Source organism: Paenibacillus jiangxiensis (assembly GCF_046098255.1).
Taxonomy (GTDB): Bacteria; Bacillota; Bacilli; order Paenibacillales; family Paenibacillaceae; genus Paenibacillus; species Paenibacillus jiagnxiensis.
In genome coordinates this window covers 50,339-70,453 of the sequence record NZ_JBJURI010000034.1, presented here as the reverse complement: position 1 = coordinate 70,453, position 20,115 = coordinate 50,339, and the positions used below count along the sequence as shown (strand labels likewise).

Below are 20,115 nucleotides of genomic sequence, written 5' to 3'. Positions count from 1 at the left end.
TTCGGTCCACCCCCTGAAAAAGTGACAGCACGCGAAAATCCCTTTCATTCAGGGTCTTGACATCGTACCGCTGCTCTATAATTTACTCTTAATGATTGATAAAAGAAGAAAAGATAAGTTTCCCTCAGTCAATGGCCCTGTATCATCCATTATATCATTTTTACAGTTTTCGTCATTTTCCCTTTAAAATATTGAAATAAGCCGATTATTCTGCTGAAATTCATTTATAACAAGCAATTGGAATCTATGTTATTATTCCTGCTAACTATATTATGAAAGGCATGACTCTCGCCGGGCAAGCACAATGAATCCGACCCTTTTGCTTTAGCGCCCTCTCCAAGTTCGAATGAGTGGCTTATCTAATAACAAAAACCAGCTAATGTTTGTCAAGCATTTCAGGTTGGTGGATTTCTTTTTTCGTGATATACTTTTTCCGACCAACCCGAATAACCTCCACGGCTATGGAGGTTTTGGTTAAATATGGTTCAGGCTTGGTAGGGCTGCCCCTTCCACAAGATGGCAAAAATGTGGTGCAACAGCTTGTTTGCGCAGGCAATCACGGCCACCTTGTAGGGCTTGCCCTCTTTTCTTTTTTTCTCGTAATACGAGTGGATTCTTGCATTCATGTTTCTACGTAGTCCGCACTGCACAGCCAAGTATAGAGAACGTCTGAGTCTCTTAGACCCTCGTTTCGTTATTCGTGTACTTGTTGCTGTGAACTTCCCCGAACTGAAAATCCCAGGGTCAAGGCCCGCAAACGCCACGAGTTGCTTCGCATCGCTAAACTGCCTGACATCACCCACTTCAGCTACAATGGCTGCGGCCAGTTTCGTCCCAATTCCCGGGATACTCTTCATGAGTTCGACTTCGGGCAGGCTTGCCGCCATGTCCTCCATCTGCTTTTCCAACTCATCCAGCTGCCGGATCATCGTCAGCAATAAAGAGACCATCCCAAGCAGCGCCTGGGTTTGAGACGGACTACGCGGATCCTCTCTCCAGTGACCGAGCACTTCCTCCAGTTTCCTGACTTTTTCATTCGCCCAACGTTTAGAATGGGATCTCCCTGTGCTTCCCTGGATCACTTCGTGCCAATCTTCCACGTCTCCCTCCAAACAACAGGCCAGTATCGTCAATGACGTTGCCGAAAACACATCGTAGAACACCTGCTCATACGCCGGAAAAACTTGCTCAAGTAAAGCTCTGCTGTTCAGCTTCGCCTGTACAAAGATGCCCGTGACGAACTCGTGCTGCCTTGTCAAATGTTGTAGCTCCGTAAATGTCTCATCCCAGGTTCGATGCGGCTTCACGTCGCCTCGGTAGTACATCTCAGCCAGATGCCAGGCATCCAAAGCATCCGTTTTAACTTTGCGTAACTGCGTCCCTTTGGCTCGTTTGGATTGTAACGGATTCACAATATAATGGGTATAGCCACTTCGATCCAAGTATGAAACCAATGCGCGATGGTAATGCCCTGTCGCTTCCAGAATAACCACTGGAGCTAAGCCCGTTTCGGCTTGAAGCTTGCCGAGCATTTCCCCGAATCGTTCAAATCCACTCGTTCCATGTTCAATGTCTACAGCTTTGCCATACGGCTCGTTTCGTTTCCAGAACGCTTGTACGACACTTGAGCCTTTGACCACATCTACACCAACAACAGGTTCCATTTCCTCACTCCTTGTCTTGGGTTTCGCCGGCCTTTTCCACGATGGTTCCAAACCCATAGCTTCGCTTGTTATACGAGGTCAACTGCCCCTACCAGCTCAAACATGGTTTTTTGGAGGTCGTGGGAGAACTGTTTTTGTTACGGGATCATTGCCCCTAAGACCGCCACGTTCTCCCGGCTCCCCCCATCGTAAAACGACCACAAAAAAAGGCCAACCAGAAGATGAAGTGCACCCTGTCAAGTAGACAGACCAAAAAACAAAAGTGTTCAATCCTCTCGGTTATCAAAGCCGAGGGGATTGTTTTTTGTCGTTAAGCTGTTCGTCGATATTCGTTAGGGGATAAACCGTTTAGTCGTTCGGTGTACCGATCATTATTGTAATAGCGCATATAGGTTTTTACACTCTGCAGGAGATCATCGTACGTGTCATACTTCTCCAGATCATAGCTTTCTGCTTTAAAGGTACCCCAGAATCGTTCAATGGGTTGGTTATCCAAACATCGGCTTACACGAGACATACTTTTCTTAAATTTGTATCTCTTTTGAAGTCGTTTATATTCAACCGAAGTATACTGAAAACCTCGATCACTGTGCAAAAGCGGCTTAGCCCCTCGATTTCTTCTGAACGCTTTCTTTATGGTATCCATAACAAGCTTATTGTTATTGGAATGACTTAAAACCCACGAAATAATCGAGTTGTCATATCCATCAATAATGGCACTCAGGTAGGCCTTACGACCATTCCCGTACTTCAGTTCAGTCACATCCGTGCACCACTTTTGGTTTGGTGCATCCGCCTTAAATTCTCGGTTCATGACATTCTCATATGAAGGGCTGGAGCTTTCACGTAATGTGGTCGCTTTTTTCGAATGACTGCCTTGAGTTCAAGTGCGCGCATGATACGGTAATACCGTTTGCGGTTGTAGTTCTTTTTCAGCTTACGATTCAGCTGAATACGCATTTGACGATAACCGAGTATCCCCTTTCGCTTGTCATAGCGACATTTGATTTCCTTGGCTAGGGCAATATTTTCGAGTTCTCTAGCGGATGGCGTCCATTTCAGCCACTTGTAATAGGCAGATCGGGCGATTCCTGCGAGCTCACAGAGCTTTGTGATCGCGTAGCCTTTTTCAGCATGCAGCTCTTGAATTGCTTGATAAATGTCTGCATGCCGAGCTAAGGTTAGCGTATATTTCTTCGCCGGATCTCTGCCAACTTTTTTGCAAGTGCATTCTCCATTTCAAGGTACTCATTACGCGCTTCGAGTTCCTTAATCCGAAGCTTTAGTCGTTCCTGCTCATCTAGCTCCTCTAGTGGCTTTTTACGCCCTCGGTGATCTTGTAAGGCTTCCTGACCACTAGCTTTATATTTACGGACCCATGCGTAAACCTGCTGGTAAGAGACACCGTATTTGTCGATCGCCTTCTGGTAATCTAAATCATTGGCGATGGTGAATTGTACAATTTCGATCCGTTCTTCGTATGTTGTTTTCCGTCCTTTATTCATAAGAGGGGCGTCTATCCTTTTCCGAGTTGGTTTCATTTTCACCCCTCTAGTATACTTGGCAATCCAGGTCTCTAACACACTTTTACTCGAAATATGGTATTTTTTCGCTACCTCTCGTACGGAGTATTCCCCAGAGAGTACGTCTTGAATGGCAGATAGCTTTAGCTCCTTAGAGTAAGATTTCCATCCTTTGGATTCCCCTAATCCTTCTTCTCCATCTGCTTGATATTTTCTTATCCATTCGGAAACCGTGTTTATATGGACACCTAATTGTTTTGCCTCATGGTTGGGATTGGATTCATATTGCAGGCAGCGCCTTACGGCCCTTAACTTTATTTCAGATGAAATTGGGCTTCTTTTGGACATTGCAAAAACTCCCATCATGGTAGAAGTAGAGTTTTGTTTTTTCTACTGTCTACTATGATGGGAGCATATCAAGATTCTGGCTAACCTGATAATACGAAAGACCGTTCCCCTGCACACCCGCAGGGGAACGGTCTCCTCTTACATAAATCCCTTTTATTCTTCGGCTTCCGCTAAATGCTCACGGCAGAATGCATCCACTTCAGCGAGTTCATCCTCTTCAAGGTCAAATTCAAGATAACGGTCCGTGGATCGCTCGTACAGCTCATACTTTACGATACGGGTGCTCTCTGCTTCCACGCTGTAAATCACCCTTAAATACACGCCTTGTTCGCTGTACAGCTCGTCTTCCTCATCAATCTCAAGATCGAGGATATATTCATACCGTGTACCGGCAATGATGCCGAACGGGTCTTTCACTTTTTCCACTGAAAATGATGTAATCTCCATTCTTATCTTCCTCTCTTGGCGGTCTAAGGCAGAATCTTGCTGACCTGCTCCCTAATCCGCTCCTGCTTTAATTCGGCTCCCATAATCGACACCGTTCCCTTGTCTTCACGGGAACGGATCAAGCGCCCGATTCCCTGGCGCAGCCGCAGCAGCATGTACGGCAGTTCCACTTCCACTAATGCATCCTGCGCTTCCGATCTGCGTGACTCAAATAACGGGTCATTGGGCGGAAACGGCAGCGACCAAATGATGACATGCGACAGGGAGGGACCCGGAATATCCAGTCCTTCCCACAGCGTCACAGCGCAGAGCACACTGTCTTCATCGTTTTGAAACAAGGAGATCAGATGGCTGATTTCAGCCTCCCCCTCGTACAGAAACTGGAACTGCTCAAAGCCAGCTGTCTGCATGGCGTCCCTTCTGAAATGCTCCAATTCTTCCTGGGACGGAAAGAGAATTAATGCCTTCCCGCCGCTGTCCTGGAGAAATTTCAGCACATGCTTTATTTTATCGCCCGATTCCTCTACAGGATACAAGACGCTCTTCATCTGCTCGGCATAATCATAAGGAGATGCGACGGAGAAGGACAGATAGTCGTCAATCCCCAATATCTCGGCCATATAATCGAATGAGCCCTGCACCGACAGCGTCGCCGAGGAGAACACGACCGGCATTTGCTTGGCAAATACGCGTTCCCTCATGATTTCCTCAACGCCCTTCGGCATGATTACCAGCGTCAATTCGTCCCCGTCTTCCCTGACCCAGGAAATAAACTTATCCGGCTGGCGGAACAACGCCAAAGCCCTTTGCATCATATCAAGATGCTCTTCCACAATCTTGAGCTGATAATCATCAATGGTGTACAAACCGCCCTCAAAAACCAATTCTTCCTCAATCGAGGACAGCAGCTCTCCAAAACGGCTGATTTCACGGAGCAGCCGGTCGCTCACCTCAAACCTTCTCCGGTTCGAGCCGGGGACAGGCAAACTCATTTGCTCCAGCAGCAGGAATACCTTATCGCTCTGCATGATAGATTCCTCAATCGTCACCGCCAGGGATTCACGGATTTCACCCTCCAGCAAACGGACAATAATGCTTTCATACAGAGAGTGCTTCAGCTGATACGTCAGCGCGTTCTGCGCGGCCGCCTCCAGCAGATGCCCTTCGTCAAATACGACGGAGCTGTGCTCCGGAAGCAGCGGCAGTTGCCCTTCCCGCTTTCTGGATTCGAACGTCCAGATATGCTCCATGTAAAAATCATGCGAGCAGATGATCAAATCCGTGGCCCGGCGGTAGTAATCCCGGGAAATCGTCTGCCCGCAGCGATGACGCTGGCTGCATACGAGACAGTCCTGAAACACGTCCCAGCCTATTTTTTGCCACTGCTCATCTGACAGCTGAGGATAATCCTTGCGGTTGCCATACGGCAGGAAAGACTGCATGGTATCCGGAAAATGCACAAACTCCGGCAGCCCTTCGTAGATTGCGCGGTATGTATCCGCATCTTCCAAGCCTGTCCGCGCATCATCCAGTTTATTCAAGCAAATATACTGGTCCTGGGACTTGCCCATACGTGCATCGATGGTCAGCTCCAGATGGCGGGCCAGTTTGGCAATATCGCCTTCTGGCTTGACCAGCTGTTCGATCAGCGATTCGTCGGCGCAGGCGATGACGGCCGGCTTGCGGGTGTAGCGGGCATATGCGATGGCATAGAGCAGGTAGACGAGCGTCTTACCTGTTCCTACACCAGCTTCGGCAAAAATCGTCTTTTTCTCGGTATACGCCCGCTCCAGCTGGAACGCCATATAAATTTGCTCATCCCGGACCTCAAATCCGGCCTCGGGCAATATTTCATAGAACACGTCAGCGATCCAGTCCGCAGCCTGCTGCATAAACGGGCGGGAAGGATCAAAGGTAAATGGATAAGTTGTCAATTACGGCTGTGCCTCCACATCTTTCTAAAAGTCCATCCTTTGATTATACCTTAGATTTGTGGTTAAAATCACGTTTTATTTGCAAAGCTTCGTAAGCGCAAAAAGAACCCCCAATCTATAAGGCTGGGGGAGAAATCAGGTTCAAGTCTTCTGCCTGGATCGTTTGCCTGATCTCTTGCGTGCGCTGTTCTTTTGGCATTTTCGCGACCCGATAATCAATGTTGCTTATCATTTCATTTACCATATTTCTTGCATAGCCTGCATTGCCAAAGGAATGATCACGCTGGGCATAGGCTTGCTCATAACGAGCGTAAAGCACATCCCGGGCCCCGTCACTTAGCCTGTAACCTCTATCGCTGAGCATCAATTCACTGATTTGCAGCAGCTCTGACGGTGTGTAATCTTCAAATTCCAGCACACGGTTAAAACGTCTGCCTAATCCGGGATTGCTGTCGAGGAACTGCTCCATATGCTCTTTATAACCTGCCGCCAAAACGATAAACTCACCTCGGTCATCCTCCATTCGCTTCAGAAGCACTTCGATGACGGCATGTCCCGGATCCTGCGGGCCGTATTGGGTGAGCTGATACGCTTCATCTATAAACAGGGTTCCGCCCATCGCTCTGTCGATATATTCGGAGATGAGCCTTTCGCTTTCCCCCGGATATGGACTCACCAGATTTTCACGCTTCACCTCGACTAAATCCCCGCGCTCCAAAATTCCCAAGGCCTCATAAATCTGTGCGATAATACGCGCTATTTCCGTTTTCCCTGTACCCGGATTGCCGACCAGAACGGTATGCGGCGAAAGCTCCGAGACATCCCGTCCCTCTTCCCTGTAATACCGGACCAACGTAATCAACTTTTCAATCTCCGCTTTAATGTGGGCCATGCCAACCATTCGATTGAGCTGCTGCAAAGCTTCCGCCAAATGCTGCTCGTTAATCGGCAAAAGGTACTCTTGAGTCTCTTCCTTCGGTAACACAGCTTTTACGTCTTCAGGATTTAGAGTTAGTATCAGCTCTTTGGTCCATTGCTCCTTTGGAATCTGCATACAACGCTGAGCCTGCGCCTGCATCATACCGTCAATATAATTGCGGACGGTGCGGGCATTGGCAAAGAACTTATCCCTTTTTCGCCACAGAAACGTAAATTGCTTATGCAGCAGATGCTCTGCCTCCGGCGACAGTTGACGGTTTTGGTCCTTCGCCATTTTTTGCGCAATCCGGGCCAGCTCGTCCGGTGTATAATCTTTTAGGTGAAAATATTGGGTAAAACGGCTTTTCAAGCCCGGGTTTGATTCAATAAACCTTTCCATCTCTCCCTCATAGCCTGCCACGACAACCATGAATTCCCCTCTGCGGTTTTCCATTTCCTCCAATATCACCGCAACGGCTTCCGGACCAAAATCCCGGTCCATCCCTTTATTTGTAAGCTCATACGCCTCATCAATGAAGAGCACGCCGCCCATCGCTTCCTCGATCTTTTTCTTTGTTTTTGGGGCAGTAGTCCCTATGTACTCTCCTACCAATTTCTCACGATTTACCTGCACCAGATGTCCGGAGGACAGCAGCCCCATCGCTTTGTATATTTGTCCCAGCATCCGTGCAACTGTTGTCTTGCCTGTTCCAGGGTTTCCATATAATACGCTATGAGACACAGCGGCTTTAGCATCTGTACCTGCAATTCCGAAGCTTGCCAGCTCTTTGTTGAATTTAGTGAATTCAATGATTTTGGCGATTTGTTCTTTTACATTGTCCAATCCTATTAAGGAGTTTAATTCATCCAAAACGGCAGATAAATCAGCCGAAGATGGCTGCCCATTAGGTGAATTGCTACGAGTATTGTTTCCAGCTTGTTTATTCTCTGATGAAACGAGTACTTCAAGTAATCCTTCCTCTGAAATAATCGGCGTCTCTGTATCATAGATGTCACAATCTGCGAGCCTGCCCCGTCCATTGTTAAGAACCCACACGCCGCAGGTTGTGCTGTTGTATATTTTGCAGCCTTTAATCTGCGGGTTCCCTTCGTTCTCAATAACAATGTTGGGCGAATTACTATCATAAATCTCGCAGTTTTCGAACAGGCCCAATCCCCCATCATCAATCCAAATATTACAATCTTCAGAATCGTAAATGATACAGTCTCGAAAAACCGGATTCCCTTCCCCAAAAATAGCGATATTATGATACTCACGGCCGTTGCTGTAAATCTCGCAATTTTCAAAAATCCCGTAGCCTTCTTCGTCTACCTCTACACCATTTTCCGCACTGTTATAAATTTTGGAATTCCTTATGGTCGGCTCAGCTTCAGTTTCGATCATGACATTAGATGAGCGGTTGCTATAAATATCACAGTGGTCAAAGGTCCCCCAGCCGCCATAGCTGTACACTCCATACTCGTTACTGTTAAAAATATTGCAATATGTGAATTCCGGATCCCCTTCGTCCTCAATCACTACATTGCTGCACCCATTATCATATATATCACAATTTGTGAAGGTTCCAAGGGCGTTATTAGATATGCATACTCCAAATTCCCCGCTGGAATATATTTTACAGCCTTGGACGACAGGTTCCGCTTTATTTTCCAGGCGAATATTCGCCACTCTATTATTGTAAATTTCACAATTTTCAATTGACCCCTTGCTTTCTTGGTCGACCCGAATCCCATTCTGGCCGTCATAGATTCGGCAGCCGATTATTTCCGGACTTCCGTTTGAAATATGTATGTTAGCATCCCCATTACCGTAAACATGACAATTTTCAAATATCCCCATGCCCTCGGAATCGAACGTAATACCGCATTGCTGATTATTATAAATTTCACAGTCAATGACCGTTATATTCCCAAAAATTTGAGCATATATCCCATGACCTGCCGAATTATAGATTTTGCAGTGCCGAATCGTCGGTTGACTGCCTTCACTCATGACATGTATACCGTTTCCATGGGCTGAAATAATGCTGCAGTTCTCAATAAGAACAGAGCCTTCTCCTAGATCTACGGCCGAATAATAGAAATCTCTTTCTATGCTTTTGCCCTTTTGCAGTATCGTTAACCCACAAATCCGGACATGATCAGCAAACACATCTATAGTTGTATCTTCATTCATAGTATTCCCCGAAATCACAACGTCTTCAGAGCGTCCCTTGCCAATCAGTTCAAGCGGCTTATTAAGAAATAGATTTTCTTCATACACACCGGGTTCAATATAAATTACCGTTCCAGGAGAAGCTGCTGAGATCGCATCGCCAATCGTTTTAAATCTCGAAAAAAAGCCTTTGGAAACGGTAATTTCCCTTTTTCGCGACATAGTACATACTCCTTCGTCCCATTACTTCGTTAATTTAATATCGGCATTAAAAATATGATGCTTTAGTTTAGTATAGTTGGACATTAAACAGGTTTGCAATCCAATGCGCTTGAAAAAAAGACAACCGCCCTCCAATAAACCGGAGAGCGGTCGCAGCTTGAATCTGATGAAGTCCGATAGGACAATGTATCAGTTCTTAATCTTACTATTAACTAATGATGGATTGTCAGGGACTCGAACCCTGGACCGCCTGATTAAGAGTCAGATGCTCTACCAACTGAGCTAACAATCCATGATCTTCTTGACCCTTATTACTTTACTCCTTTTACTTACAAAAATCAAGACAAACTTTAATTTAACGATAATTTTCCACTAAGAGACAATTAAAACAACAGGGAGATTAGCAATCAGCCCTGCTGTTTTTTGATTCCGTTCACTCGTACATTGAGCTGATCACATCCGGTTACTTTTTTCCTCTATGTATAAATCCAGCGCTTTGATCCCCCTTCTTGCCAGCTTGATAAACAGTACCAGCACATAAATACCTACGGCAAAAAAGATCAAATACAGCAAAATAGGAATGATCGATAAAAATGTAAAGTAATCCATAGACACAACTCCTCCAAAATTTATTACCATCCGTACGACGAAAACCAAGTTCCCTTCCCGTATTGATCCCAGGCTATCCTTACATAAGGTATCAGATTGTCCGGGAGATGATCCATTCGGAACCATCTCATATCATCACATTTATGCGGTTCGGCATTCGTGACTTCACCAGACCACCGGTTTGTAATGAAGAAAAAATCTATTCGCTCGTCATCCGATTTGATATGCATGACACCGACCATGCTTAGATCCTCATACTGAATGTCCACTCCGCATTCTTCCTTAACCTCCCGGATGGCCGCCGATCTAACTTCCTCACATCCATCAAGTCGGCCTGAAGGCAAGCCATATTTTCCGTCTTCATGTCCCGTATTCCATCTCCTCATTAACAGCAGCTTACCATTTTGTAACATAAAGACATGTACCACACTGACGAATCGAAAATCCCCCACCTCACACCAACCCTCCAGCTTCATTTCCTGATTTAATTATAAACATTTTTTCATTCGTGTAGGAAAGAAATGTATAATTCCTGCCATATGGCAAGTTAAACAGGGTCGCATCTGCACAAAAGCGGCTTTCGCTGTCTAACCATTTCTTTGGGGGAGTTGTCCTTCGTGGTAATATAGCGTTATGTACACAACCGACATCATAAAGGAATGAAACCTACACATGTATCATCTCACTTATTTATCAGACGGACTGCGCGTCAAAGGATATATGTGCCTGCCATACGGCTGGAGATTACCCGTATCGGCAGTGCAGGAATGGCTGCAGGACCATTACCGGATAAAAGATCTCGAAGTAACGGAGCTCGCCTGCCCGATTCATGTAACGCACACGGAGGTACCGGAAGGGAAATGGCCAGTATTGATTTACTGCCGCGGTGGTATCGGACGGGTAGGCCAGGTTAAAACAACCTGGCTGGAGGATTTCTCCATCCATGGCCATATTATTTTTGCCCCTTCCTATCGCGGCACTGAAGGCGGTGAAGGAAGGGACCAATTCGGGGGAAGCGATATCGAGGACGTGTGCAGTGCCTATTCATTTCTGGCCGGACTGCCTTTTGTTGACGAACGGCGTATTTCGGTCATGGGTTTTTCCAGAGGCTCGATCAATGCAACTGCTGCAGCCGTACGGATGAAGCAAATGTACAAGCTGGTATTATGGGGCGGCGTATCGGATCTGGCCCAAACCTATGAGGAACGGATCGATCTGCGCCGCATGCTGAAGCGAGTAATCGGTGGCTCCACCGGCAAAATTCCGGAAGCGTATGACATGAGATCACCGGTTACCTATGTATACGACATCCACTGCCCGGTGCTGATCATGCACGGCACCGAGGATATGCAGGTAGATTACAGTCATGGTGTTAGAATGTTCAGACAGCTGCAGGAAGCAGGAAAAGACGTGACTTTTCACACGTTTCAAGGATACGGCCACCATCTTCCTCCCACAGTGCATGCTATGGCAATCCAGAATATGTTTGCTTGGCTGCAGCAGCCTGCTCCATAGGGCAGCGCTTATAAATCCTTGCGGACAAACCGGCGCAATCCCAGGCAAAAAAGAACGACTGTGTAAAATAACGTATAACCCAAAAAAGCTGTTGAGGGGATGTCGCCGATGCCAAGCGGTCCGCTCATGCTCACTGGTATAAGTCCGCTGATATCCTCGAAGCTGAACAGCACTGCCTGCATTTTCCGCTGCAGCGCGTCGGCCGGCATGATCAGCTGCAAAATTCCCGCTACATTGTTCAACGTTTGCAATGGCTCAGGCTTCAGGCCGATTGCGCCGGCGATTTTGCCGATCATGCCGCCAAGCCAGCCTGCCCCATAGAGCATCGTCATAACAACACCGTTCGCAACGGAGGACAGATAACCTGAGCCGAACATGGACACGGTAACGAGCAAAGGAACAACGGAGGCAAAGAGCAGGAAAGACTGCACCAGCACGGCCGGGTCATGCGGAATTGCGGCATGGATATCGGTGATCCACAGGATCAGGCTGAATAAAATCAAGGCATAAATAATGCCGAGCGAAACATAGCCGAGCCAGCGGCCAATATACCATTTCCACCTCGGAATTGGCCGCGGCAGCATCGCCTGCATCACCCCCTGCTCGGCCTCGCCAGCAATGGCGGAAAATGAACTGAAAATAGCCAAAAAGGCGAGCACAAAGCTGGCGAAGAAAAAACCGAGCATCAAAATGAACATGCCGATTGTAAATTCCTGGATCAATCCTTCGTTATTATTTGCATCTATGCTTACGTCGCCCCCGATAGCTCCAGCAATAAACCAGAAGCCGATCAGAAATACGACTGTCATTAAAAATGTCAGCAGCAGCACCCGTTTGCGCAGCAGCTCCTTCCAGGTCATGGACCATATAATACTCATTCCTGTTCCCCCCTATGATTGAGCCCGGCGACAGCTTCCATGAACCACTCCTCCAACCGTTCACGGACCTTGGTGACTTCATACAGCGTCATCCCCTGCCCGATCAGCAGCGCATTAACCCAGCCTGCCTGTTCCTCGCTCTCCAGCTCCGCTTCAAGCCAAACGGTATCATCCGCACTTCCTCCGCCGATCATGCCGCCTTCTCTTTTTTCATCAGCAACTGCCCGAAAGCTGAAGCCTGTCGTGTCATGAAGCCAGGACAGCAAAAAAGGCGAAAATCCGCCGACTTTAAAACGCCAGCAGACTCGCTTCTGAAGCACCTCGGCAACCCGTCCATGACGGAGCACCTGTCCGTTATTCAAGAGCGCCATGCGGTCGCACAGCACTTCCACATCCTCCAGCAGATGGGAGTTCAAGAAAATTGTTTTTCCCTGCTTCTTCAGCTCTTCAAGGATCGCCCGGACATGCATGCGGCCGACGGGATCCATGGCAGACGCAGGCTCGTCCAGGAAAACGACAGCCGGATCGTTTACCAGAGCGCAAGCCAGTCCAAGCCGCTGCTGCATGCCTTTGGAATAATGCTTAACCCGGTCCTTTCCCCGTTTGCCCACTCCTACTCTGTGCAATAGCTCAGGGATTCTTCGCTCCGCTTCCCGCCTGTCCAATCCGCATAAGCGCGCATGCAGCCGAACGACCTCTTCGCCGGTCAGCCATTCCTGATACCGGTACAACTCGGGCAAATACCCGATTTGTCGCTTCGCCTCAAGCGTACCGATAGGGGCGCCCATCACGCTTGCCTCGCCAGCCGTCGGATGGATCAGTCCGACCAGCATTTTCACGAACGTGCTTTTACCTGCACCGTTAGGTCCGAGGAAGCCAAAGGCTTCCCCTTTTCCTACCGTGATGGTGACGTTGTGGCAGCCGCGCCCGTTGCTGTATTCCTTGGTCAATCCGTTAGCGTCAATGGCCGCCTCGCTCATGCCTCCACCAGCTCCTTCAATTTGTTCATGAAGTCAGCTTCCTTTTCGTAAGCAGACCCTGCTTCAAAGTAGAACATCTGTCCGTCTTGAATCCAGATAGCCGTGCGATCTGTCATGCTGCTGAACTTGCGCTCTTCAACGAGCACCTTCGTGCCTCCAATCGTGATGTCATCGCTTTTGGCGTTTTTATCAACGACATACGGCATCGGAATCGATCCTGAAAGGATGCTGCTTCGCTGCAGCTGTTTTTTCAGATCGTTGGGCAAAATCGGCAGCTGCAGAACAGCCTCAAGTGCTTCTTCCACATCAACAGACGGATCCACTGTAATTTCCGGCGCCTTCATCTGTATCAGGGATGCCCATTGGTCCTGACCTGTTTTCAACTCGTAAATTACATTTTCATGAAGGGTTAAAGTGATCGGTTTTCCATCAATCGATTCCGGCAGCAGCTTCGTTGCGCCCACACGCTGCATGGCCTGGTTCACTTCTTCGATATTCATCTTCATTGTAATTTCGTTTGAAGGGGAAATGTGGACCGTATCCTGGTCGCCTGTCAGATCAGAGGGCAGGAGCTGATATCCCAGCCGGGAAGCCGCCTGTTCACGGGTAAATTCCCCCTGTAAGGTTCCGCCCTTGGTTGTAAACTCTCCGAATGAGTTGTCCTTGCTGAACGACTCGCCCGGAGCCAGCTGATAAAACATGCTTTCAAGTGTATCGCCGTCAACCGTTGCGATCTCCTGCACGCGGAACTGATTTAAAATCGCCGCCAGCGCATTATTACCCATTGGGGTGGCAAGAACGGCGCCGAAGATCACGGCTGCCGCTGCAGCCGCTGTCCACTTGCGGGCACTGCTTGCCCGGCGGCGGGAGGTTTTTGCCGGAGCCTGAGCTTCAGCAGTCAGCCCAGATGCCTCATTAGAAATTGCGGCTGAAACCGTTGGCACCGTAAAAGAATCGGCAAGCTTCAGACCGTTCTGCTTACTCTCCGTGCTCCATGTCTCCCATTTGCCGTTTACCGGCTCCGATGCCAGTCTCATTTGCAGCTTTTCCCAAGCTTCGTGTGTTTTTTTATCCTCTTGAGAATTTTGTGGATTGGTCGTCATATGTTTTCAATCCTTTCCGATTGTTAATCCTGCCGGGCCATGGCCTTGGTGGCTGTGGCCTGCAGCTTGCGTGTCGCTCTCCGCAGCAGACTGCCGATCAGAGGCTGCCTGACATTGAGCTCCTCTGCGATCTCCGCGTAGCTGTAGCCCGAATAGCGGAGAAGCAGTGCCTGGCGGTCCCGCTCGGGAAGTCTGTCCAGCCAGTCCCGGACTTCTTCCTGATCCATCTGGCGCATCAGCGCCTCTTCTCCGGATTCAGGAGCGGCTTCCCCCTCGTACATCATTTCCTGCTTGTTTTGCAGCTTTCTCTCTCTTGCTTTTTTCTCCAGAAAATCGTATCCGATTCTTGTCAGTACACGGTGCAGCCATGCTCCCAGAGCCTCCGGGTTGTCCGGCGGGTTCCTGTAGAGCCTCAGGAATACCTCCTGTGCTAAATCGTCGGCTGCGGCTTCATCACGCACCAAGGCGGTCAGTTTTCTGTGTACGGTTGAATAATGCTCATAAAATATGTTGCGGAATGCTGAGGATTCCGGAATACTCATTTTGTTTTGCCTCCTTTCAGCTGCAGCTATTAGGAAGACGAAGCCTTTTTTTATTTTGTAGCAGAATCATGAAAATTTTTTTCGGTTTGGTCATTTTCTTGATTATACAGCAGTGCCTTGTCCCCCTTGTACCGGTAAAACTTGAGCCTGGCGAAATGCAAACAGGAGAATGGCACCCATAGAAAAAGGCAATCCCTCAGCCATCATAGATGACTTAAGGGATTGCCCCTGCTACCAATAAGGTTTTCGATTGTACTCTTACTGACTTCTCTTTGCTTCGTTTTTCTTCTCTATATATTGCCAAGTATAGTATGATGCCCAAAATAAGAGAGGAGCAACAAAAACAAACATTCTATATTCATAGGGTAAATAAATTCCCAGAAGTAATGTAGCTGCCAAAAAAGGGAGAAGAAGAATCCAATATTTTTTATTATACTTTTTGAGCATATTTCAACCCCCACCATTTACCATTTCCACTATTTTACCACACTATTTAATTATAGAGGGATAAAATTGTTGAGACAGTATCCATCCCAATATCTCCGGGACACGCAATGCTCATCCTTCAGCTTGTACGTGCCCAGGTCCACGATTTCAATACAGCCGCTGGAATCCGGGGAATGGAGCATTCGGTTCTCTCCAGCATAAATACCGACATGATGCACCCTGCCCTTGCCCTGATCATAAGCGAAAAACAGCAGATCACCGGGCTCAAGCTCTTCCCTCTGAATGCTTCTTCCCTGCTGCGACTGGTCAGACGCATCACGGGGAATGAGAATACCCTGGGCCTTATGCATGCTGTAGGCAAAGCCGGAGCAGTCGTAACCGTAAGCGGACATGCCACCCCATAAATACGGGAGCCCGAGAAATCTTTGTCCATCCTGTACAATCTGTTCGCCCGTGAGCTTTCCTATCGATTCCGGGCTGGCGGGCAAGCTTCCCGTAATGCGGACATCTTGTTTCGCCAGTCTCCCCGGACTGTGGGGCGTGCTGACAATCACTTCATCGCCCCGCTCCTCCAGCAGCGGCAGCCTGGTTAGAAAGCTTAGCTCCATAACAGGGGCTGCGGCACCGGCAGGCTCAATCTGCAAAATTGCTTTTGCCGCAAACACTTCCACAAAAACATTATATTCCGTGTCTGCAGGGCACTTGGTGAGCTGACACTTCGGAACCCAGCCCGGATATCCTGCAGGCTCCTTGTGTGTACTCTGGTCCGGGATTACAATTTTCAACCATTCACCTTGCTCTTCAACAGCTACAACCTCTGTACCATATAACACCTGTGTCTGTATCCGGCTGCCGCTGTATAAATCCAATTTCTCCTCCATGCTCATCGATTTCAGCCATTCCCCCACCGAAACAGGGGCTGCAAGAGCTGGCGCATCGATGGGCCGGGGAGAATCCGGGCTTAACCAGACGGTAGCCACGGAGACAGACACTATCATTCGTGTTCCGGCAAGCTTGCTCATAATACAGCTCCTATCTCACCCGTAACCTCCACATGCTCGATGCCGAGTCCGGGACGGTCCGGGAACGTCATGGACCGCCCGTCATACCGCACACCTCCGGTAACCGGATCATGCTGCAGCAGCAGCGGCGCGTCCAGATCGAAGCGGGTGATGTTTTTTTTGCTGGCTGCAAAATGAGCCGCCGCCGTCACGGCAACACGTGACTCAATCATGCTGCCCACCATGCATTCTACACCATATTCCTCCGCCAGCTGATTGATCACCTGCGCTTTATAAATGCCGCCTGCTTTCATCAGCTTGATATTGATCAGATCGGCCGCGCGCAGCTTCAACACTTCCAGAGCTTGCGCAGGTGAAAACACGCTTTCATCCGCCATAATCGGAGTGGACACGCCATCGGTCACAGCCTTCAGGCCAGCAATATCCCACGCTTTCACAGGCTGCTCGACCAGCTCGATGTCCAGCCCCATATCCTCCATTTTCCGGATCGAGCGGATGGCATCTTTGACCTGCCAGCCCTGGTTGGCATCCAGCCGAATTTTGATATCTCTGCCAATACGGCTGCGGATTTCGCGGATTCGTTCGATATCCTCGCGGATATCACCCTTCCCGACTTTAATCTTCAGCACGTTAAACCCGGAACGAACATATTCGGCCGCATCCTCGCCCATTTCCACCGGCGCATTGACGCTGACGGTAAAGTCCGTCTCGATCCGGTCGCGGTAACCGCCCAGAAATTGATACAACGGCATGCCGCTGTATTGCCCGACAAGATCATACACCGCCATATCTACCGCCGCCTTGGCGCTGCTGCAGCCGACCATGGCATGATGGACAGACTGCAAAATTTGCTCATAGGCCAGCAGGTTCGCGCCGATGAGCAGCGGGGCGAACGTATCCTGAATGGCGGAATGAATCGCGTCCAGGCTGTCGCCAGTAATCACGATGGTGGCTGGCGCTTCCCCCCAGCCGATTCGTCCGTCGTCCGCCTTAATACGGACAAGCACGGATTCCGCATGGTGTACCGTCCGCAGGGCGGTTTTGAACGGATGGGTCAACGGGGTAGATTGTCTCATAACCTCTATGCTTTGAATTTTCATATTCATCCTCCTTAACCCAGCACTGCCGGTTCCACACATGCAACCTGACGTTTGTCGGTGTTCATAATCGCTTCTATCCCTACAGGAATGGCGATATTTGGTGTTCCATGCCCGATGCCAAAGCCAGCGAGCGCGGGTTTGCCTTCCGCTTTGAAGTAATGCTCCAGCACCTCCGTTAATGTGAAGGAGTTCTGACGTTTTTTCGGCTCACACTGATGAAAATCACAAATCATAAACCCGGCTGCTTCAGCCAGCTTACCTGCCTGACGGAGCTGATTCAGCATTCTGTCAATCCGGTATGGCTCTTCATCGATATCCTCTATAAAAAGAATGCAGCCCTTCGTATCCAGCTCATACGGCGTCCCCAGCGTGCTGGCCAGCAAGGTCAGATTGCCCCCGGCGATCCGCCCGCGGGCCTCCCCAGGAACCAATACCTGCAATGGGGTTATCGTCTCGTCATATCCAAAAGGCCGCGGCTCCCTCAAAAGGCTAAAGCCTTCCAATGTAAGCGGATGAACGTCCCCTTCGGCAAGACTGACTGGCATCGGTCCATGGAAGGTGACCAGTCCGCTATGGCGGCGGATCGCATTATGCAGGAAAGTAATATCACTATAGCCCCAAAATATTTTCGGATTCCTGCGAATCATCTCGTAATTGAGCATATCCGCAATCCGGGCCGTTCCGTATCCGCCACGGGAGCATACTATGGCCTGAATTCCGGGATCGGCGAACATTTCGTTCAGCTCAGTTGCCCGTTCTGCATCCGTTCCCGCAAGATACCCGTATCTTTTATAAACCGTGTCCCCCACTTTCACCTTTAGCCCCATCTGCTCAAAGCGGGCAATCACCGGCTTCAGCCCTTCCGGATCTCCCCAGCCCGCGGGCGCCGTGATACCAATCGTATCTCCGGGCAGCAAACGGGACGGTCGAATCACTGGCAGCATTGTACATCTTCCTTCCGTGTCTGAATCCGCACTGGTACGAGGGGAGGAGCATCCTGCGGGGGATGGCTGCCTCCCGATACAAATCATCAGCCTTCGTCTCTATAAGCTTATTTTAGATCCGCACTTTTAAATTCGATATATCCGTACGGATGACGGAGCACTCCCTCCACCTTATCGCTTTGCATATAAGCCGAGTTATAAAAATACATCGGAAGAATCGGGGCTTCTTCCATCAGGATGTTCTCTGCCTGATGCATCAGCCCGAAGCGCTTCGTTTCATCCGTTTCCGCATAAATCGCGGCGATCAACTTGTCATAGTCCGCACTCTTCCATCCCGTCCGGTTGTTCGGACTGTCACTGCGGAAAATATCAAGGAAGTTGATCGGATCCGCAAAATCCGGCAGCCAGGAGGAACGGGAGAACTGCAGCTGCAGCCCCTTCTGCTGCGCTGTAAGCACTTTGCCTTCCATACCGGCCAATTTCACGTCTACGCCCAGATTATCCTTGAACATCGCCTGCATCGCTTCGGCAATTTTCTGGTGCAGATCGTTTGTATTATAAGTAAGTGTCACTTCTGGAAGCGTGGAATATCCGGCTTCGGCCATGCCCTCGGCGAGCAGCTTTTTGGCCTGTTCCGGGTCATATGTGACCAGGTTGCCGCCAACCTCGCGGAAATCCTTGCCAGAGGGCTCCTTCAGGCCATAAGAGACGATCCCCTCCGCAGGTTTTTGCTTCTGCTTGACGACCAAATCGATAATGGTCTGGCGGTCCACTGCCATCACAAACGCTTTGCGGATTTTGGCATTATCGAACGGCGGCATCGTTGTATTAAACCGGTAAAAATAAGTGCCCGCCGAATCCTCCACCGTCACCTTGTTCTCCGCAAACAGCTGCTCGCTCATTTCCGGGGGAATAACGCCCTGAATATGCAGTTCTCCGTTCGTGAACATCTGGTATTCCGTGTTGCTGTCGTTAACCATTTTAAAGGTGACACCGTCCAGCTTTACATTAGCCGCATCCCAATACTGATCGTTCTTTACCAGCTTGATCTCGGCATCATGCGACCACTCGCTAATCTTGAAAGGACCGCTGCTGACGAAGGTAGACGCTTCGCTCGCCCATGTCGGTTTGGCTTCCACCGTTGCCTTCGGAACCGGGAAAAATGCCGGGTTGGACAGCATGCTCAGCAGCCAAGGAGCCGGTTGACCCAGCACAACCTCTACGGTGGTGTCATCGACAGCCTTTACCTTGACATCATCCGCTGTTCCCTGCCCCGAGTTGAAGGCTTCCCCTCCCTCGATGACATAGGCCAGGAATGCCGCGGGAGAAGCGGTTGCCGGATTGAGCAGCCTTTTCCAGGAAAACTCTACATCGGAAGCCGTAATTGGTTCCCCGTTTGACCATTTAATGCCTTCACGCAGCTTGAATATATAGGTTTTACCGTCTTCGGACACCGTCCAGGATTCGGCAAGCGCAGGCTGCGGGGTCTGGTCGCTGCCGAGGCGGGTTAAACCTTCCATGGCGTTATTGAGCACATCGTAGGACACCATGTCAAAACCGACTGGCGGATCAAGAGAGGTTGGTTCCCTGGTATTGTTATACAAAAGGATTTTGGACCCTTCCTCGGACGCAGCGCTTTCCGGGCTGCCTCCCCCTCCGCAGGCGGCAAGCATAAGTACCATCATCATACATACGAGAAGCAAAGCCGTTACTTTCCTCTTCTTCATTACAACCTCTCCTTCG

The 20,115-nt window shown here is 49.2% G+C and carries 18 protein-coding genes, 1 tRNA gene and 1 pseudogene; 1 reads left to right on the top strand and 19 read right to left on the bottom strand.

From position 1 onward, the window contains the following. Window positions 1–485 precede the first annotated feature (485 nt). From ACI1P2_RS26160 to ACI1P2_RS26115, 10 genes and pseudogenes are all read right to left on the bottom strand, one after another. Window positions 486–1,664, bottom strand: a complete 1,179-nt coding sequence (locus tag ACI1P2_RS26160; RefSeq protein WP_355325081.1) for an IS110 family RNA-guided transposase — start codon at window positions 1,662–1,664, stop codon at window positions 486–488. A gap of 310 nt (window positions 1,665–1,974) precedes the next feature. After that, a pseudogene (locus ACI1P2_RS26155) lies at window positions 1,975–2,520 on the bottom strand (IS3 family transposase); the annotation flags it as partial. Then, on the bottom strand, window positions 2,475–2,690 hold the full coding sequence (locus ACI1P2_RS26150; RefSeq protein WP_355325087.1) for an IS3 family transposase: 216 nt from the start codon (window positions 2,688–2,690) through the stop codon (window positions 2,475–2,477). The gene ACI1P2_RS26150 and the pseudogene ACI1P2_RS26155, both read right to left, overlap by 46 nt. Before the next feature lie 155 nt (window positions 2,691–2,845). Further along, window positions 2,846–3,535, bottom strand: coding sequence for a helix-turn-helix domain-containing protein (locus ACI1P2_RS26145; RefSeq protein WP_355325078.1), 690 nt, complete (start codon window positions 3,533–3,535; stop codon window positions 2,846–2,848). 153 nt (window positions 3,536–3,688) lie between these two features. Next, window positions 3,689–3,982, bottom strand: coding sequence for a DUF6509 family protein (locus ACI1P2_RS26140; protein WP_355325075.1), 294 nt, complete (start codon window positions 3,980–3,982; stop codon window positions 3,689–3,691). A 23-nt stretch (window positions 3,983–4,005) separates the two neighbouring features. Further along, the gene (locus ACI1P2_RS26135; RefSeq protein WP_355325072.1) at window positions 4,006–5,916 is read right to left on the bottom strand and encodes an ATP-dependent DNA helicase; all 1,911 of its coding nucleotides are present in this window, start codon (window positions 5,914–5,916) and stop codon (window positions 4,006–4,008) included. A gap of 115 nt (window positions 5,917–6,031) precedes the next feature. After that, complete coding sequence (locus tag ACI1P2_RS26130) at window positions 6,032–9,232, bottom strand: right-handed parallel beta-helix repeat-containing protein (RefSeq protein ID WP_355325069.1); 3,201 nt, start codon at window positions 9,230–9,232, stop codon at window positions 6,032–6,034. 219 nt (window positions 9,233–9,451) lie between these two features. Next, window positions 9,452–9,524 (bottom strand) — tRNA-Lys (locus ACI1P2_RS26125). Between the two features lie 161 nt (window positions 9,525–9,685). Further along, window positions 9,686–9,841 (bottom strand): hypothetical protein, encoded by a 156-nt coding sequence (locus ACI1P2_RS26120; RefSeq protein ID WP_355325066.1) that lies wholly within the window; start codon window positions 9,839–9,841, stop codon window positions 9,686–9,688. 23 nt (window positions 9,842–9,864) lie between these two features. After that, window positions 9,865–10,317 carry an NUDIX hydrolase gene (locus ACI1P2_RS26115; RefSeq protein ID WP_355325064.1) on the bottom strand — a complete coding sequence of 151 codons (453 nt, stop codon included), beginning with the start codon at window positions 10,315–10,317 and terminating at the stop codon, window positions 9,865–9,867. Between the two features lie 196 nt (window positions 10,318–10,513). Here ACI1P2_RS26115 and ACI1P2_RS26110 point away from each other — a divergent pair, with 196 nt between their 5' ends. Then, the gene (locus ACI1P2_RS26110) at window positions 10,514–11,356 is read left to right on the top strand and encodes an alpha/beta hydrolase family protein (protein WP_355325061.1); all 843 of its coding nucleotides are present in this window, start codon (window positions 10,514–10,516) and stop codon (window positions 11,354–11,356) included. Between the two features lie 8 nt (window positions 11,357–11,364). On the opposite strand, the gene ACI1P2_RS26105 is transcribed toward ACI1P2_RS26110, so the two are convergent. The 9 genes from ACI1P2_RS26105 to ACI1P2_RS26065 all read right to left on the bottom strand — a co-directional run bounded on the left by ACI1P2_RS26105 (window position 11,365) and on the right by ACI1P2_RS26065 (window position 20,099). Continuing rightward, complete coding sequence (locus ACI1P2_RS26105) at window positions 11,365–12,234, bottom strand: ABC transporter permease subunit (RefSeq protein ID WP_355325058.1); 870 nt, start codon at window positions 12,232–12,234, stop codon at window positions 11,365–11,367. Beyond that, window positions 12,231–13,214, bottom strand: a complete 984-nt coding sequence (locus tag ACI1P2_RS26100; RefSeq protein ID WP_355325055.1) for an ABC transporter ATP-binding protein — start codon at window positions 13,212–13,214, stop codon at window positions 12,231–12,233. Before ACI1P2_RS26100 ends, ACI1P2_RS26105 begins: the two co-directional genes overlap by 4 nt. Further along, window positions 13,211–14,317: a hypothetical protein gene (locus ACI1P2_RS26095; RefSeq protein WP_355325052.1), complete on the bottom strand. Its 1,107-nt coding sequence runs from the start codon at window positions 14,315–14,317 to the stop codon at window positions 13,211–13,213. Before ACI1P2_RS26095 ends, ACI1P2_RS26100 begins: the two co-directional genes overlap by 4 nt. 23 nt (window positions 14,318–14,340) lie before the next feature. Then, entirely contained in the window at window positions 14,341–14,859 is a 519-nt protein-coding gene (locus tag ACI1P2_RS26090; protein ID WP_355325049.1) for a sigma-70 family RNA polymerase sigma factor, read from the bottom strand. Between the two features lie 258 nt (window positions 14,860–15,117). Further along, the gene (locus tag ACI1P2_RS26085; RefSeq protein WP_355325046.1) at window positions 15,118–15,306 is read right to left on the bottom strand and encodes a hypothetical protein; all 189 of its coding nucleotides are present in this window, start codon (window positions 15,304–15,306) and stop codon (window positions 15,118–15,120) included. 50 nt (window positions 15,307–15,356) lie between these two features. Continuing rightward, complete coding sequence (locus tag ACI1P2_RS26080) at window positions 15,357–16,328, bottom strand: C40 family peptidase (protein ID WP_355325043.1); 972 nt, start codon at window positions 16,326–16,328, stop codon at window positions 15,357–15,359. Continuing rightward, complete coding sequence (locus tag ACI1P2_RS26075; protein WP_355325040.1) at window positions 16,325–17,428, bottom strand: mandelate racemase/muconate lactonizing enzyme family protein; 1,104 nt, start codon at window positions 17,426–17,428, stop codon at window positions 16,325–16,327. The genes ACI1P2_RS26080 and ACI1P2_RS26075 overlap by 4 nt, the downstream gene beginning before the upstream one ends. Window positions 17,429–17,439: 11 nt before the next feature. Next, the gene (locus ACI1P2_RS26070) at window positions 17,440–18,372 is read right to left on the bottom strand and encodes a S66 peptidase family protein (RefSeq protein ID WP_355325037.1); all 933 of its coding nucleotides are present in this window, start codon (window positions 18,370–18,372) and stop codon (window positions 17,440–17,442) included. 107 nt (window positions 18,373–18,479) lie between these two features. Further along, complete coding sequence (locus tag ACI1P2_RS26065) at window positions 18,480–20,099, bottom strand: peptide ABC transporter substrate-binding protein (protein WP_355325034.1); 1,620 nt, start codon at window positions 20,097–20,099, stop codon at window positions 18,480–18,482. Window positions 20,100–20,115 lie beyond the last annotated feature (16 nt).

Coding starts and splice junctions, on each gene's coding strand:
- ACI1P2_RS26160 (WP_355325081.1), bottom strand. CDS start 1,664: ATGGAACCTGTTGTTGGTGTAGATGTGGTCAAAGGCTCAAGTGTCGTA.
- ACI1P2_RS26145 (WP_355325078.1), bottom strand. CDS start 3,535: ATGTCCAAAAGAAGCCCAATTTCATCTGAAATAAAGTTAAGGGCCGTA.
- ACI1P2_RS26140 (WP_355325075.1), bottom strand. CDS start 3,982: ATGGAGATTACATCATTTTCAGTGGAAAAAGTGAAAGACCCGTTCGGC.
- ACI1P2_RS26130 (WP_355325069.1), bottom strand. CDS start 9,232: ATGTCGCGAAAAAGGGAAATTACCGTTTCCAAAGGCTTTTTTTCGAGA.
- ACI1P2_RS26120 (WP_355325066.1), bottom strand. CDS start 9,841: ATGGATTACTTTACATTTTTATCGATCATTCCTATTTTGCTGTATTTG.
- ACI1P2_RS26115 (WP_355325064.1), bottom strand. CDS start 10,317: ATGAAGCTGGAGGGTTGGTGTGAGGTGGGGGATTTTCGATTCGTCAGT.
- ACI1P2_RS26110 (WP_355325061.1), top strand. CDS start 10,514: ATGTATCATCTCACTTATTTATCAGACGGACTGCGCGTCAAAGGATAT.
- ACI1P2_RS26105 (WP_355325058.1), bottom strand. CDS start 12,234: ATGAGTATTATATGGTCCATGACCTGGAAGGAGCTGCTGCGCAAACGG.
- ACI1P2_RS26100 (WP_355325055.1), bottom strand. CDS start 13,214: ATGAGCGAGGCGGCCATTGACGCTAACGGATTGACCAAGGAATACAGC.
- ACI1P2_RS26095 (WP_355325052.1), bottom strand. CDS start 14,317: ATGACGACCAATCCACAAAATTCTCAAGAGGATAAAAAAACACACGAA.
- ACI1P2_RS26090 (WP_355325049.1), bottom strand. CDS start 14,859: ATGAGTATTCCGGAATCCTCAGCATTCCGCAACATATTTTATGAGCAT.
- ACI1P2_RS26085 (WP_355325046.1), bottom strand. CDS start 15,306: ATGCTCAAAAAGTATAATAAAAAATATTGGATTCTTCTTCTCCCTTTT.
- ACI1P2_RS26080 (WP_355325043.1), bottom strand. CDS start 16,328: ATGAGCAAGCTTGCCGGAACACGAATGATAGTGTCTGTCTCCGTGGCT.
- ACI1P2_RS26075 (WP_355325040.1), bottom strand. CDS start 17,428: ATGAAAATTCAAAGCATAGAGGTTATGAGACAATCTACCCCGTTGACC.
- ACI1P2_RS26070 (WP_355325037.1), bottom strand. CDS start 18,372: ATGCTGCCAGTGATTCGACCGTCCCGTTTGCTGCCCGGAGATACGATT.
- ACI1P2_RS26065 (WP_355325034.1), bottom strand. CDS start 20,099: ATGAAGAAGAGGAAAGTAACGGCTTTGCTTCTCGTATGTATGATGATG.